The following is a 16252-nucleotide window of genomic DNA, read 5'->3' as shown; positions in this document are numbered from 1 at the left end:
TTATAGCTAAACATTTGAATATAAATATGATAGCAAGCCAACGAGGTACTTCTCAAGTCAAAAAAGAAAAGGTCTAGCTTTGTTCTACGAAAAACCCTCAGCTAGACCTTTACAAAATTGTTGACACCAAAATTACACGAAACACTTTCGTCATACAAGATCATTAGGAGAAAACGTGTATTTCTTATGTTCGTATTGCTTGTGACCGTCCTGATAAAGTCCAAAAATGTACAGCTACATAAGTTTACGGAGTACATACAGTTGCTAAAAAATATACTTATCATTGAAGCCTTGATCAATAGATCTTACAGAGAGACTTATTACTGCCTTTATATATTTCAGAATAATTATCATTCAAAAAATAAGTAAGAGCTTGTTTGAAATTGCAGTATTTATAATTTCCCACTTCGATTTATTTTTTCATACTGCTGCAGATATATCCTTATCCAAGAAATCTTTTTTAGAGCTTGTTTGGAATGCTAATTTAGATAGAAAAAATTTCTACAACCTACTTAAATGATTAGAGGAATTTCTTCGCGGCAAGCAAAACCTAAAGAAGTATCACAAACAAGCTCTTAGTCTTTTAAGTAAAGAAAAAACTTATCCGTCTCTTACAGTCAATCAAAAACTTGGGTTTGCAGAGCATTTTGTTGAAACCAACAAATTGAGTCCTCTGTTTTTCTAAAGACTGTCAATAATTATTTGAACAAGAATGCAAATTGCGATAGCATTTGGATTAGGAATATGTTCGAAATAAATGAAATAAAACCAAAAATTCGGATTAATACATTAGCAGGAAACTGTCGAAAATGAGCAGAACTTTTTACAGTTTTTTTTAACAATAAACAATGATATTTTTGATGTATTGGGACAAGATATTTTGGAAGCAAAGAAAACATCAAAATATTCGAAAGGCTTCACAAATAAAGGGGAAAGTGTGATTATGTTGGATAATTTTGATGATCCAAACCCAATTTTCGATAGATATTATAATAATTGAATTAAAATAAAAGTTGCATACAACAAAAGCTAAAAGTCATACCTGCCCTCGGGGGATGGTCACAGCTTTTAGCAAGACCGTTGTGCTTAATATCAGAGACGAAATGAATGAATCAAATATCCTAGACGCACCTAAGTCATTTTCTAAGCTAGAAGAAAAGTGTAAAGAAATCGGGTTTACCATGCCCTCCGACATTTATATTGGAACGCTTTTAAAGTCACTAATTGCCTCGAAACCGAAGGCGAACATTTTGGAGTTAGGAACAGGCGTTTCCCTTTCTCTTGCATGGATGATTGAGGGATTAGATGAACATTCGAATCTAACTAGTATTGATAATGACCCAAAACTAATCGGCATTGCCAAGGACTTTTTTGGAAACGACCCTAGGTTGAACTTAATCTGTATAGATGGAACTGAGTGGATTAAGAACTACTCAGGAGATAAGTTTGACCTGATTTTTGCCGATGCATGGCCTGGTAAATACAGCGAACTAGAAGAAACGTTGGAACTTCTAAAAGTCGGTGGTTTCTACGTGATTGACGACATGACCCCCCAACCAAATTGGCCAGAAGGACATAATGAAAAAGCTGAGAATCTAACGGCCTATTTAGAGTCGAGGGAAGACTTGACAATGACAAAGATGAACTGGTCAACAGGTGTAATCATCTGCACAAAAAAAGCCTAAGCACAACATGCGCTATGAAATAGCTATAGCCTACAACCATTATCTTTGCAAGATTAAAGGAAAAGTACACGAGCAAGAATTTAAAGAAATGATAGTCGGCATGCTTGATCCCGAACAGTAGCCTGTAAATCAAGTATAAGCAGATTATGGTTTGGATGTATCAATGATCTGTAGATGGTGTGGAAACTCCATAGCGGAACAGCTCCTTTCACTAGAAAAGAAAACGTATCACTACCCCTGAAGTGCCGGAGATCATAAGGTTGAAGAAAGCCTAAAGAGAAGCAGAAATGGAGCGTGATACATTAGCATATTTTCCAAGAGTGACAGGATTAATACAGTTTTAATAATCAAAATCCGTAACCTGTCGAGAAAATATGAGTATCATCTTAGAGGCAACATAGCCTGTAGACTTTCTGAACCTCTTATCATACTCTCTATAATACAGGTACAGGGTCATCATACCATCCTTCTGTCTTCACTCAGTTACTTTCACCTCTGCCATTGCTATTGTTAGTTTATTGGTCTGTCAGTCTATCTACCACCTGTATCCCGTGTGGACAAAGTGTGGGTAAATCACAAATATTGTCCACATAATATATGAAAAACAGGCAACTAATATTTGAGGTAAAAAAGGGTTGAAAATCCAACAACAAAACAAAAAGCCCCTCAAAACGCATGTTTCAGAGGGGCTTTAGCCAATTTTATATAGTGGTCGAAAATAAGTTTAAGTAATTACCGGTTACTTAAAAGCAAATTAATACATTTCAAACGGATCTTCTCTCGGCATTATTAAAGCCATCACAAAGTAGATTAGAATTGGAGAGCCGACTCCTAATACGCCTGCTACCGCAAACCCTAAACGAACTAGAGTGGTGTCAATGTTTAGATACCTCGCCAATCCACCACAAACACCCGTGAGGATTTTATCTGAGTTTGATTTTACCAATTTTGACATAGTAGTAGAATTTCTTTTAGTTAATTTGACACTTAAGATAATAAAATTTGACCTTGAAGAAAGCCGAGGTCGAGGACGCTCCCACACATTACCAACAGTTGCCCCAACCCCAGCCTTTGATTCAATGATCAAAGTATTCACGTTAATGATGCTGCACAACTTTTTATACGGCACCTTAATTCAAAAAGTTACTATCAACTTGGATTATTTGAAGTTAACAAGATTCAACAAACAACCTAAAACCTTACATAACAATAAGTTACCCCTTACTCAAAACCTTAAATTATTTTAACCTGAGCATTACTTTGCTCTTGAAATGAATGGATTCGCTTGTCATTAACCTCCTATAAATAAACAACATACCAATCATCACCTACCAAAAGCGATAAGGCTTCTCTCCTATTTTGAATACAGAAAAATCATAAGGTGGTAACAGTTTGGGGATAATGACGGTTATTTAGAAAAAGAGTTAGCAAGGGCCATAAAGATTGTTTAATTTTGCCCTTGGAAAAATCAAAGAGTCATTATGGAAAATCTTCTGCCTATATTACTTGGAGTCGGAATGATCGGCTTGTTCTTTATTCTGATGTCCGTAAAAATCATTCTGAAAAAAGACGGGAAATTTGAGGGAACTTGTGCTTCTCAAAGCCCATTCCTGAACCCTGAAGGTAAAACCTGTAGTTTTTGTGGAAAAGACCCAAGCTTGTGTGAAAATAATAAGGAGACAAAGTCTGCAAGTTAATTCGTACACTTTTCCCTCTAGAGAATTCATTTTACCTTAAAAGCACCTTGGCGTTTTTCGATAAAACTCTTAGGTGTTTTTTTTATGTTTGCATCTCTTATTACAGATAAAACTGAGCTTAGCCTGATAAATATAAGCTGAAGGTTAATTCAGAAGCTAACAACTACTTAACATTATCATGAAAGAAAAACTGCTTATCTATCTGAAAGGCATGGGAATGGGTGCCGCTGATGTGGTACCAGGTGTGTCTGGTGGTACAGTAGCCTTTATTACGGGGATCTACGAAAGGTTACTTAATGCCATTGGGTCGGTAGATGCTGATGCGCTCCGAATGTTACTCCGCTTCGATATCAAGGGAATTTGGAAAAAAGTGGACGGCAACTTCCTTTTGCCTCTACTGGCAGGTATTTTCACGTCAGTCCTGACATTGGCCAAACTGATGAAATACCTACTTGAGACACATCCTATCCTATTGTGGTCGTTCTTCTTCGGACTTATCATAGCCTCTGCCGTGATTGTCAGCAGACAAATCAAACATTGGAATGCAGGCAGTATAATCGCCATTATCGTAGGTACTGTCGCTGCTTATTACATTTCAGTTCTAAGTCCTTCTGAGGCTCCTGAAGGCTTGCCTTTTGTATTTCTGTCAGGGTGCATTGCCATTTGTGCAATGATTTTACCGGGAATTTCAGGCTCATTTATCTTGCTGCTAATGGGACAGTATCAACGCATTATGCAAGCAATCTCAGATTTTGACATTACTAAACTGGCTGTATTCGGTATGGGATGTCTGGTGGGAATACTATCATTTTCAAGAGTCTTGAGTTTCTTACTGAAGCGCTATCACGATGCTACAGTCGCACTACTTACTGGTTTTATGATCGGCTCACTCAATAAGGTATGGCCATGGAAAGAAGTGTTGGAGTATTATACCAACCGTCATGGAGAAATGAAACCTTTGGTTGAGCAGAATGTAAGCCCAATGAGTTTTGCAGGTGACCCTCAATTAATGTTGGCAGTTGTTTTAGCTATTGGCGGTTTTGTATTTGTCTACGGACTCGAAAAATTCGCTATGAAAAAAGCTTGAGGCTGACAAAGAAAAAGTTTGATATTAAATCAAAAAAATCCCTTTCCTGTTATTCAGGAAAGGGATTTTACGTTAGGAGCTTTTACGGCTTGGATCGAAGCCCTCATAAGCGACTATCCTAATGCAAAGCTTTTCTTCAAGTTTCTTGATCATGTTCAGTTCTTCATCTGACAATTCAGCTACCCTTGGTTTAGAGTAGTAAGCCAGCAAAACTTTACCTGTTTTCTTCTCAAACTCTTGAATCTGTTTGAGGTCTTTATCACTCAAGTAATCCGCGTATCTGTGGTCAAAGTCTGAGATATAGCCTTCCATAGTATTTAGGTATTTGGTGGTAAATTAAGCTTGTATTGATCCTGTTGTTACTAAAAGCAACACATTACACCTCCTTAATTTACTGTACTTCAGACTTTTTTGAAACTTTATTCAAAAATATACTGAAGTGCCTGTAGCGCCTGCTCTGGCGTTTCAACTGTTACCTGTGCCCTATTGGAAATCTCTTTCAGTGCGTGGTGTTTTGTCGCATCTCTTACCAAAATAAGTGGCTTACCCATTCCAATTGCAATTCCCGCATCCATAGCTGTATTCCACTGTCGGTATTGACTTGTATCAAAATATGCGATTACCACATCGGCTTTTTCAACCAATACCCTTGTACGCAGGTTATTCATCATTGAGGCTACTTCGTCTTTCATCACCGGATTAGGTTGCACTCCCAATATGTCTTCTCCCACGTTATCCGAACGTTCGTGTACCTCCATAGGTGCTAGAAAATTTACGGCTAACCCTATCTCTACTGCATGTGCACGGAAAGTATCTCTCCAGTCATCATGAATTTGCCCTGCCAGATAAACATTGATTTGCATGGTTATTAAAGTTTAGTTCTGCAATTGATTTCAGTCAGTCACGAAAATGCTAATTATCCGTTTCGTTCCCAAAATTACGATTGTTCCTGATTCACTTGCATCAATTATGATAGTATTTTCTGATCACTTTACGTACCCTGATTAACTGAAGAATCCCGACCAGCAATACACAAGGGGATAAAACCAGTAGACCTACTCCCAAACGGTCAACCTGAGCCAAAAAGTCCAATTCAAGTATTGCCAACCCTGAACTGAACATGGCTATAAATGTCCTGAAGTAAGCCAAAAATGTACGCTCATTAGCCAGTTTTGTACGCTCAATTGCCAGATAGTCTCTGGTGATCAATTCTTTGTTCTCCATCATAAATTGCTTTTCTGTTTTAATAGAGAAACAAAAAAAGGAAACAGTAATTCCTGTTTCCCTTATCAATATTTGTGTTTTCTAAATCACCAATATGTACGATGTTATTCCATTAACCAAAACATCGCCTCTTCCTTCTCACTAAAAATTCTAAAATCAAATGCTGAAGCCCTATGCTCGACTATCTTCCTTGTATTTTCAGCAGAAATCTGAGCAAAGAGATTGGTGGAGATCAAATGAGCCATTTTCAATACACCCGCCTTTTCCATTGCTGGGACCCACACCTTGCTTACCCAAGGAAGTGAGCTATCCCATGAAGCTAGCAGGTTGTCATTATGGTTCATGATTTTTTTTACGCTTCTTTCTCTTGCTATTTCTACCATCATCATCCCTCCTCCTTTTACTTCTTCAATTGAGATGGTTTTTCCGAACCAAAATGTATACAGCACTTTGCTCGCTTCATTATACTCTGCCTTAAAAAAGGCTCTGTCTGCATCATTGATTAGTTTATATTCCATAGTGATCAGGTAGTTGGGTTGAAATGAGGTCTGAGTTATTTACAATTAAGTTATATAAATTGATCAATATTTGTTTAAAAAATAAGGCATAAAAAAAACACCCTTACAGTGTAAGGGTGTCTTTGTTTCGCTAAAGTTAATACTATTCCTTGATCAACTTATGTGTGCTTACTCCCTGTGGAGTTAAAGTCTGTAGCATATACATGCCGGTTTCAAGTCTCGGGATCGTCAGTTTCAGGTTATGAAGCCCTTTATATTCTGACTTATAGAGCTGTTCAAAAACAGCCTGACCTGCCATATTATAAAGTTTCATAACTGCTTGCTCTCCTTTATTCAGCTCTATATCCAGTGTTACCTCTTGGCTGAATGGGTTCGGGTATACATTGAGCTTAATCTTTTCTGACAATGGCTGAGGAACAGCCGCAGCCAGTCTTGCGCCACTTCCAAAAAATGTATTAAAGCTATTTGCATACTCATATCCTACTGTTGCATCCCAGTTGATTGACCATGTCATCATACCTCTGAAGTTCGGGTAGCCTGAAGCATTCACCATCGTATAGCTTCCCCCGAACGAAGTACCGTTTATCAGGTAATTCAAGGCACTCTGTACATTGGCAGGAGTAACATAACCTCCAGCAGGTGCTGCTGGAGCTGTAGCTGGCAATCCGATCGCCACTTGGTCATCTCTAAATGCAGGGAACGCTCCAGCCGTACTGTATGTATCAAACCCTTGCAACATCATCTCGCACATGGCTACGATAAAGTCTGCACTGCCTTGTGTGTAAGTCTGACCATCCAAACCTATCATACTTCCTGTATTGTAAAGCTGCACGTGTACAAAGTTTAAATTATCTTTCAAGGCATACAAGATCGGCAAGTAACCTCCCCATGAGCCTCCATAAGCAATAGCGCCACCTTGTACATATGCGGTCTCTGGAGCTGCTGTCAGCATCAGGTTGCCATTGTAGTTAGCCAATATCTGCTGAATTGCATCAATAAAGTTAACGATACGTGGCGTAGTCGGATTCTTAAAATCTGAATCACCTGAGTTAAGCGTCAGCGAAGAGCCTTCCAAATCTATATCCATTCCGTCAAAACCATAAGTATCAATCAGGCTGATCATCGAAGTTACGAACTTTTGCTTCTCTGTATCATTATCAAGGTGAACCACGCCATTTGCTCCACCAATTGAAATCTGTACTTTCTTGCCCTGGCTTTGCAGGTATGCTACATCCTCAATAAACTGCTGACGTGAAGCTGCTGTTGGCTCATTGCCGGAATTGTTGACGTCAATCGGAGCAAATACCATTGTATTGTCTGTATCTCGAATGGTAGGCTCTGCAAAGGCAATGTTGATCACATTATAAGATGGGTCTACATCTCTCAGACGGATATATGGTGCGCTTGAGATATTCCAGTTATGCCAGTAACCTACCAATACATGATCTGTAAAGGCTACATTTTCTGAAACAGTCACACTTATCGTTTCTGTAGTCTGTTGCCCTTCATTATCAGTCGCTGTAGCCGAAATGGTATAGGTTCCAAAAGCCGACGGTGACCAGCTGGCAGACGTACCGCTAAAGCTCTGTCCATCCACTGCAATCGTAACACCTGTTACCGTTCCATCAGCATCTGTTGCATTTACTGAAACCTGAACTGCCGATAAGGTTGTCTGTTTGATATTCAGACCATCAGTCGGGCTTACAAATGTCACAACCGGAGCCTGTGGACCTTGTGGTTCTTCTACAGTAACCTCTATACTGTCTGTTCCAGTAGCTCCTTGATCATCTGTTGCAGTCACAGTGATGGTATAAGTTCCATAAGCAGATGGTGTCCAACTTGCGGACGTACCACTGAAGGTCTGCTCGTCTACACTAATTTCAACGCTTGCCACTGTTCCATCAGCATCACCTGCCTCAACAGTAATGGTCGTAGCGACCAAACCAACGATGGTTGCTCCATCAGCAGGTGCTGTAATAGAAGCTGTAGGAGATTGGTTTCCTCCACCTGTACAAGCCCCTAGAGGTAGCCACCAATGATCTGCCGTACCAGGCGTCACATTGTAAAGATTATTTACCTGTGCCTCATAAAGGTTTCCTTCATAAGTCACCTGATCTCCGGAATTATACAATCCACCATCTGCATAAGTTTTATACGCTTCAACACCTTCACAAATTCCTCCAGAAGTTACAGCTTCTTCTACTGTTACATCCACCGAAGTGGTAGCTGTACCTCCTGCTCCTGTTGCAGTTGCTGTCAAGGTATAACTTCCAAATGCCGATGGTGTCCAACTTGCAGACGTACCACTGAAACTCTGACCATCTACGGCTATACTTACATCATTCGCATCTGCAGCATCAACTGAAATATTGATGGCTGATAGTGTTGATACGCTAAATACTTGTCCATTTGTTGGTGAAGTAAAACCTACTGTTGGCGTACCCGGTGCTTGTTGCACTGTAATTACAATGCTATCACTGGTTGACTGGTTGGCATCATCTGTAGCAGTGACTACTACCGTATATTCTCCATAAGCATCAGGTGTAAATGTTGCTGTAGTTCCCGAAGTTACTACCCCATTGATATCAATTGATACACTCGAAAGTGTGTTGTCATCCGAAGCTGAAACCTCCACTGAGATTGGTGCAAATACATCCTGAGTTACAGTAGTATTTCCTGTTGGAGAAACAAAGCCTACAGAAGGTGGATTATCGGTTACAACACCACCATCACAAGGAGCTAGCAAACTCCAAACTGTTGGGTTTGATTCTGGATTTTGGTTTTGGGACCACCAAGTCAGTAATGTATATACATTCCCGTTGTAAGCTACTTCCATTCCATTGGTTTCGTATGTCGCAGTTCCATCCCACTCATCATAGTCTCCACAATTCAGAACAGTACCCGGACAAGCTGTCTGCAATTTCCATACATCAGCAGTTCCCGGTACCTGTGAAGCACCAGCTTCCCAACCAGCCTTGTAAAGGAATCCATTATATGACACCTCTGAACCTGATGGATAGGTTTGAGCTGTCCAAGGAGTACCACAGGTTTCTACAATTGATATTGAAGCAGTAGTTGTTGCAGTAGCTCCTTTATCGTCTGTTGCGGTCGCCGTAATGGTAAAGTCTCCAAAGGCAGAAGGTGTCCAAGAGGCTGGAGAACTTGTAAATGTTTGCCCATCTACAGCAATGCTTGTTGAAGCAATGGTTCCATCAGCATCAGCTGCTGAAACTGTAATGCTGATCGGCGAAAGCGAAGTCGCTTGTATTTCCTCACCATCAGCCGGTGAATCAATTGAGACAGTAGGAATTTCATTCGGACAATCTTCACCTGTACATTGTACGGAGAAGGTAACCTGTGCCGAAGATGTTGCCCCACTGTTATCTGTCGCAGTAGCTACCACTGTATAGCTTCCAAATGCAGAAGGCGTCCAAGAGGCAGTATAGGTACTTCCACTTGCTGTACCTGCAATCGCCGCCCCACCATTTACCAAGAAGGTAACTGAAGCAATACTGCCGTCAGCATCTGAAGCATCAGCAGCGAAAGTAATGGCAGAAAAAGCTGTTGTCTGCTGAATGGTACTTCCAGCAGCTGGTGCAGTAAATGAGATAGAAGGTGAACCATCATTTGCGGCAAAAGTACTGTTCAGTACGTTCACCAATGGTGCTTTTGTTTGTGAATCGTATGGTAATTTACTGGCAAAAGTTTGTTCGATGCCTTGAAAATCCAAGTCCCCGAATACGTGCCATACAATCACCCCACCGATATTATTATCCGTAACATATTCCGCCTTTGCCTGTACTGACTGTTCATTATCAAAGCTCAGGAAGAAATTATCCTTTGTCATGTAAGGTACTTTAGCCTCATCATCCCAATGGTAAGTCCAGTCTGATGTATTGTTCTTGATATACTGATAGGTAGGCGTAGCATCAAACAACCCAAAGTTAGTATAGTCACCCGCCGTCATCACAGTTCCGTCAGGCTCTATGTTTTTTGAGACTTTCACTGTTGGTGCATTACGTTCGGCTGCCCCATCCGTGATGACACCTCTACCATAAAAACCTACGCCCATATTAACTTTGGAAGCACTTACTCCCATTGCTTGCAGTGCTGTAAATGTATCATTCCAAGATTGCGCTCCATACTCCTCACCTGTATAAGAATAAAGTGGTGAGTTATGACCTGCTATATTGGACCAACCTCCGTGGAAGTCATAAGTCATCATATTGAAGTAGTCCATGGTCTGTTGCAGCTCCGTCCACTCAAAGTCCTGCAATTTGGCAGGCTGAGCACTGAAAGCCGCTGTGATTAACTTGTCAGGACCAATTGCGGCACGGATTTCCTGAACCAGCAAGGTAAAGTTGTGATAGTCATCCTGTCCAAAGTTTTCGATGTTCATACCCATCGAACCCGGATACTCCCAATCCAGATCGATACCATCAAAACCCATATTAATCAGGGTCACACAATCATTGACAAAGCTAGCCCTCATTTGTGGGTCTCGTGCCATCTCAGGAAAGTGCTTACACATGGACCAACCTCCAATCGATGCCATTGCTTTTACACCATTGTCCTTACAAAGTTGCAATAAACCTGGCGCTCCTCCCTCCTTTGGAAATGGAATAGGCATTTGTCCAGTCAGTCCTGTTTGGCTATTGCTCCAAGTAGTGCCGTTGGTAGTGTAACCTGCCGCCTCAGCTTCAGGGGTTACTTCCCAAAGTAGATCAAGTTCTCCATACAGCAACCAGTAATCCCAGCTACTGTAGGCATCAGGATGCAGGATTTCTCCCGGTTCCTGTACCTGCCCTACCTGATTAATACTTTTGTTTCTAAGATCACCACTGTGGAGTGTACCGTCTTTGGCTACACCAAAAAATGAGAAGTTAAGAATGGTGTATTGAGAGTAGTCAATATTGAGCTGATTGTATGATCCTTTGGCTGGCACACCATGGTTAACATCCTTCCATGCATCCCATTGTGTAAAGTAGCCAATGATTTGTTTCTGATGGTCAGTAGTTGTGTAAGCGGCTCCACTGTTGGCTTGTCCTAATGTTGTTGTACTTACAGACAACGATAGGAGCAACAACATACAGCCAAGTAGTTTTCCTTTCCAGCTACCGCCTGAAAAGGAGCCGTAGCTCATAGTCATTTTCATAATAGAATAGTAGATTATTTTGATAAGTAAAATGGTGAAATACCAATTGAATAAATTTCGGATGAGAAGTATAGTCCGGACGTTATTTGCATTCCAAACTAGTTCGGGAGCAGGGACTGCGACAAGGAAACCCCGTTACATTTGAGGATACAGCTTAGAGGATAAGGTAACAGAAGGGATACAGAGCTATGAAAAAACCACTAAAGCGCTTTGTTTAGGAAGATTATTAGGTATACATCATTTATTCAGATTTTTATTTGAAAATAACATATTTCATATATAAATTATTTTAAATTTTATTAGAATAACCCAATTAAACAGCACAAATTTTGCACTATTCAGGTTTACCTATTTTGAATTACAACTAACGAATTATCAATACTATCAGAACTGACTTTACAAATGGAGCCCCCTGACAAACCATTTGTATTTGACCAAAACCTATAAATCTTTTTATCTGAAGACTATTTTTCAAAGCTGCTCAACATCAACTGATCATGACAAGACCATTTACTAACTTACTACAAAACACCCTTTTTGTAATACTCCTGACATGTGTGTCTCCCATGGCTGCCATGTCCTCATACACCCCTATCAGTTTTAGAAGCATTGGTGCTGAAGACGGGCTGTCACAAAGTGATATTTACTGCATCCTTCAAGACTCAAAAGGCTTTATATGGCTTGGTACAGATGATGGACTCAACAAGTATGATGGCTACACCTTCACAGCATATCACCGGTCACTAAAATCTTATAATAGCATTAGTTTTAATTCCATAAGGGCATTATTTGAGGATAGCCAACAAAACCTTTGGGTAGGAACACATGCAGGCCTGAACCGCTATTGCCGTACCGAAGACAACTTTGAACAGTTCGGCCCAAATGAAGGACTGCTTAACCATGATATCAGGGCTATTACTGAAGACAGATCCCAAAATCTCTGGATTGGTACAGCCGGAAATGGTGTCTTCCTGTACAATCTACAGAACAATACCTTTACCCAACTTCCTTATGATGGACTGAAGCAAGCTCATGTAACAGCACTTGTAAGTGACTATTCCAACAATATCTGGATTGGAACAACCAAGGGGCTCTACAAGTACCACCAACAGCATGGTTTATCCAGTGTGGAGCTACCTGTATCCAACCCTGAAGTAAGGTGCTTAACGATGGACTCCTTCCATAACCTTTGGATTGGCTCATACGGTGAGGGTGTTTTCTGCCACAGTCCTACAGGGGATACACAACAGTTTATAAAAACACCTAACGGACTTACAGGCAATGAAATCCTGTCAATCGCTGAAGGACCAGAGAAAAAGCTTTGGGTTGGAACAGAAGGTGGTGGCATCTGTATTTTTGATCTCAACAAAAGGCTTTTTAATCCCTATAATTTTCAAACGGAACAGGATCTCAGTACACAAGCCATTACCTCCATTTATCAGGACAAAGAAGGAAATGTATGGTTAGGGGTTTACAACTCAGGTCTCAAGCTTTACAATAACCGGAACCCATTCCTTCACTACAGGCATCTCCCTTATCAAAAGAACTCTCTTTCAAATAATAAAACCACTACGCTGTTTGAAGACCGAGATGGCATCTGGTGGATAGGAACTGATGGCGGCGGATTGAATCGATTTGATCCTAAAACAGGACAGTTTACCGTTTTGAAACACCAACCTCAAAACCCTTACAGCCTAAGCAGCGACCATATTCTTTCTATTGCTCAGGACGAAAAAGGAAACTTATGGATAGGCACTTACAGAGGTGGGCTAAACCTCTTAGAAATCAAAACTATGAGAGTAACCCGATTCCTGAGTCAGGAAGACAATCCAAATTCGCTCACCCAAAACAATGTATGGACCATTCTGATAGACAAGACTGCCAAGGTATGGTGTGGTACAAGTAACGGAATCAGTATATACAACCCTGCCACAAAACAGTTCACCAACTACACACATGAAAACACGACACTGAGCAACAATGAAATACGAATGATCTTTGAGGATATCAAACAGGATATCTGGATTGGGACTTTCAATGGGCTTAACCGCTACAAACCCGACTCCGGCAGTTTTGAACACTTCCCTTTGCCAAAAGATGAAGCTGTTCCTGCCAAAGGCATTCTCAGTATCTTTGAAGACAGCAGATTAGATATCTGGATTGGCACATTTGGGGCAGGACTATACCGATTTGACAGGACGACCCAAAAAATCACTGCTTTTGAAAAGCAGCATTCCTTATCCAATCAGGTGATTCTGAGCATTGAGGAAGACCAGCAACACAACCTTTGGCTTTCTACCAATACAGGGCTTACAAAGTTTGACCTGAACTCTTCCGTATTGACACACTACACTGCCGAGAATGGGGTTCAGAATGGTAAGTTTCAGAGAGCTTGTTCCATGCAACTTTCCAATGGAGATTTAGCCTTTGGTGGAATCAGTGGCTTCAATATTTTTGATCCGACCAAAGTGGCTACTGCAAACTTGAAGTTACCTGTACGATTTACGGATTTCAGCCTGTTCAACCAACCAGTAAAAGTTGGCCAAGAAGGATCTCCACTACAGGCACCAATCACTGAAACTTCTGCTATCACACTTTCTCCTTCCCAAAAAGTCTTTTCCGTTTCCTTCTCTGCCATGAGTTTTGTCAATACAAGTAAGGTAGAGTATGCCTATTTGTTAGATGGCTTTGATAAGGAATGGAATTACATAGGTCATAACCGAACAGCGACCTACACCAACCTGCCTCCTGGCACATACACCCTTAAGGTGAAAGCTAGCCTTGACCCTACCGAGTGGAAACAAGCAAAAGAGAGTCAGCTTACCATAACCGTTTTACCTTATTTGTGGGAAACCATCTATTTCAAGATTCTGACCGTTCTACTCGGAATCAGCATTATTCTCCTTGTTTACCGCAGACGGCTTAGCGTTATCAGGCGCAGGGAAGAAATGTTGAACAGACTGGTAGAACAACGTACAGACGACCTGAGAAAACAGCAAAAAGAGGCCATGGCTCAACAGGTGCGACTGTTGGAAGCTGAACATGAAAACGCTGAGCTGATGCAACAGCAACTCAAGGAGCAATTGCTCTTCAAGCAGAAAGAATTGACGAGTCATACCCTTCATACCATTCACAAGAATGAGTTACTGAAAAAGCTCAGCGACACCATCAAAGCAAGTCTCAAGAAGCCTGAAGGAAACTCTCATAAAGAACTTCAAAGGTTGATTCGTGAGATTGATGCAAGTTTTGAACTAGACAGGGATTGGGGCAAGTTTCATGACCTGTTCAGTGAAGTACACCGCAATTTTATCAGGGCTTTACAACAACAGTATCCTAACCTGACCAATGCTAACCAAAAACTCTGCTACCTGTACCGAATGCAACTATCCTCTCAGGAGATTGCCCACACATTAGGGATTTCAATCAACAGTGTAAAAGTTGCCCGCCACAGGCTCAGAAAAAAATTGGGACTCAATGAAGATGAAAGTTTGAGAGGTTTCTTGGCAAAATTGGGGGAAGAATAAGTTTCATTCCCCCAACTTGAAAAGCCTTTTGGAAAGTACTGTCAACTCATTTCTTCAATACTTTCCTTTATCTCCAAAATTGATTTTAATGGTATTTATATCAACTCGTTCTTCTTATTTCCTTTTGAAAGGAACAAAACCAATATTCCTATCAGCAGCATGGTGATGAATGCCCCAACCTTATAATGGTTAGTTTCCAATGCTTCAAATGGAATCAGATTTGCCAAATGAGCCGCTAATAATGAAGGTAAAATTGCCAAACCCATTACTGTAGACAAATACTTTGGCTTAACATAATAAACGGCTGTAGAACAAATTATTGGGAAAAGAAACAGTTCTGCCAAAACCAGAAAAATACTGATTCCTCCATACTGTAGTATAGACAGAACGATATTCGCATATGAGTCTATAAAGTAAAAGGCGAAGGCTATACTCCCGAAGAGCATTCCCAATGCCAGTTTCCTTTGAGTTTTTACATAAAAAAATGACCAAAAAACAGCAAGCCCTACACTAGCATAAGTAGATAGGGAGTTATTTATTTCTATTACCAACATCTCAGGCATCCTCAATGCTTCACTAATCAGGTACCCTAGTTCAAACAGGTCACTGTAACCTAACTCATAGAAAAACCAGAACAAGAAAATAGCGACTGTGCTGATACCTATATACAGGTATCCTTTGTTATTAGGGACAGTTTCACCTATTGCATACTGTCTTTTGGTATTGGCAGGTATATTTGAAAAGAATAAAATCAATCCTGAAATAGCGGTTACAACACCTGCAACAGCAAAGCCAATACTATAGTCAAGATCGGCTGCATAACCTACCAGAATTGTCCCGATTACGATCCCTATATTGGAAATGAAATTTAGAATGGTAAAGCCAGCATCAGACAACTTTTCTTTTCCGTAGTATAATTTCCCAAATTCCGATAAGGCATTGGTTCCAAACAAACCATTTCCCAATGCAATCAGAACCAACCCTATGTATAAGCTATCAAACCCACTGATGCATAAAACAAAACACCCAATGGCTTGAAGCAAGGCTCCCGTTAGGTAAGCCATTCTGTTGCCCAATACAAAATCTCCCAGAATACCTCCCACAGCCTTTGAAAAGAGTACTCCCAATGTAAAAACTAAATAAATCGACAAGGCTTCGTCTTCAGGTAACGCCAGTGTATAACTCACCATATACAATACCAAAACACCTCTCAATCCATAATAGGCACCATTATTAATAGCTCTTGCGAGTGCAAATAAAAAAGTAGTGCTTCCGTGCTTTTGTTCTTTAGCTATTCTTTCCATGCTGTATCCGTTAAAAAAATTTTCACTAAGATAGTGAACTCGTTTGATAAGCCTTTTG

Annotated in this window: 11 protein-coding genes; 4 read left to right on the top strand and 7 right to left on the bottom strand. The window is 40.5% G+C overall.

What is annotated here, in order from left to right:
* Nucleotides 1–1181 precede the first annotated feature (1181 nt).
* Nucleotides 1182–1685, top strand: coding sequence for an O-methyltransferase (locus V6R21_RS07935; protein WP_334242478.1), 504 nt, complete (start codon nt 1182–1184; stop codon nt 1683–1685).
* Nucleotides 1686–2439: 754 nt separating this feature from the next.
* On the opposite strand, the gene V6R21_RS07930 is transcribed toward V6R21_RS07935, so the two are convergent.
* The gene (locus tag V6R21_RS07930; protein WP_334242476.1) at nt 2440–2640 is read right to left on the bottom strand and encodes a PspC domain-containing protein; all 201 of its coding nucleotides are present in this window, start codon (nt 2638–2640) and stop codon (nt 2440–2442) included.
* 526 nt (nt 2641–3166) lie between these two features.
* Here V6R21_RS07930 and V6R21_RS07925 point away from each other — a divergent pair.
* On the top strand, nt 3167–3382 hold the full coding sequence (locus V6R21_RS07925) for a hypothetical protein (RefSeq protein WP_334242475.1): 216 nt from the start codon (nt 3167–3169) through the stop codon (nt 3380–3382).
* A gap of 178 nt (nt 3383–3560) precedes the next feature.
* A complete protein-coding gene (locus V6R21_RS07920) occupies nt 3561–4469 on the top strand; it encodes a DUF368 domain-containing protein (protein ID WP_334242473.1) in 909 nt (302 codons plus the stop codon).
* 72 nt (nt 4470–4541) lie between these two features.
* Here V6R21_RS07920 and V6R21_RS07915 read toward each other — a convergent pair whose 3' ends face one another.
* The 5 genes from V6R21_RS07915 to V6R21_RS07895 all read right to left on the bottom strand — a co-directional run bounded on the left by V6R21_RS07915 (nt 4542) and on the right by V6R21_RS07895 (nt 11366).
* Nucleotides 4542–4781, bottom strand: a complete 240-nt coding sequence (locus V6R21_RS07915) for a hypothetical protein (RefSeq protein WP_334242471.1) — start codon at nt 4779–4781, stop codon at nt 4542–4544.
* A 107-nt stretch (nt 4782–4888) separates the two neighbouring features.
* Nucleotides 4889–5332 (bottom strand): YtoQ family protein, encoded by a 444-nt coding sequence (locus V6R21_RS07910; RefSeq protein ID WP_334242469.1) that lies wholly within the window; start codon nt 5330–5332, stop codon nt 4889–4891.
* 100 nt (nt 5333–5432) lie between these two features.
* Nucleotides 5433–5696 (bottom strand): DUF202 domain-containing protein, encoded by a 264-nt coding sequence (locus V6R21_RS07905; RefSeq protein WP_334242467.1) that lies wholly within the window; start codon nt 5694–5696, stop codon nt 5433–5435.
* A gap of 101 nt (nt 5697–5797) precedes the next feature.
* Nucleotides 5798–6211: a hypothetical protein gene (locus tag V6R21_RS07900; protein WP_334242465.1), complete on the bottom strand. Its 414-nt coding sequence runs from the start codon at nt 6209–6211 to the stop codon at nt 5798–5800.
* A 142-nt stretch (nt 6212–6353) separates the two neighbouring features.
* Nucleotides 6354–11366, bottom strand: a complete 5013-nt coding sequence (locus V6R21_RS07895; RefSeq protein ID WP_334242462.1) for a glycosyl hydrolase family 18 protein — start codon at nt 11364–11366, stop codon at nt 6354–6356.
* Between the two features lie 497 nt (nt 11367–11863).
* Here V6R21_RS07895 and V6R21_RS07890 point away from each other — a divergent pair, with 497 nt between their 5' ends.
* Nucleotides 11864–14890, top strand: a complete 3027-nt coding sequence (locus V6R21_RS07890) for a two-component regulator propeller domain-containing protein (protein WP_334242459.1) — start codon at nt 11864–11866, stop codon at nt 14888–14890.
* A gap of 95 nt (nt 14891–14985) precedes the next feature.
* Here the strand turns inward: V6R21_RS07890 and V6R21_RS07885 are convergent, their stop codons facing one another.
* Complete coding sequence (locus V6R21_RS07885; protein ID WP_334242457.1) at nt 14986–16194, bottom strand: MFS transporter; 1209 nt, start codon at nt 16192–16194, stop codon at nt 14986–14988.
* Between the last annotated feature and the right edge of the window lie 58 nt (nt 16195–16252).

Source organism: Limibacter armeniacum, assembly GCF_036880985.1.
GTDB classification, from domain to species: Bacteria; Bacteroidota; Bacteroidia; order Cytophagales; family Flammeovirgaceae; genus Limibacter; species Limibacter armeniacum.
The sequence above is the reverse complement of the archived record's forward strand: the minus strand, read 5'-3'. Positions and strand labels throughout refer to the sequence as shown.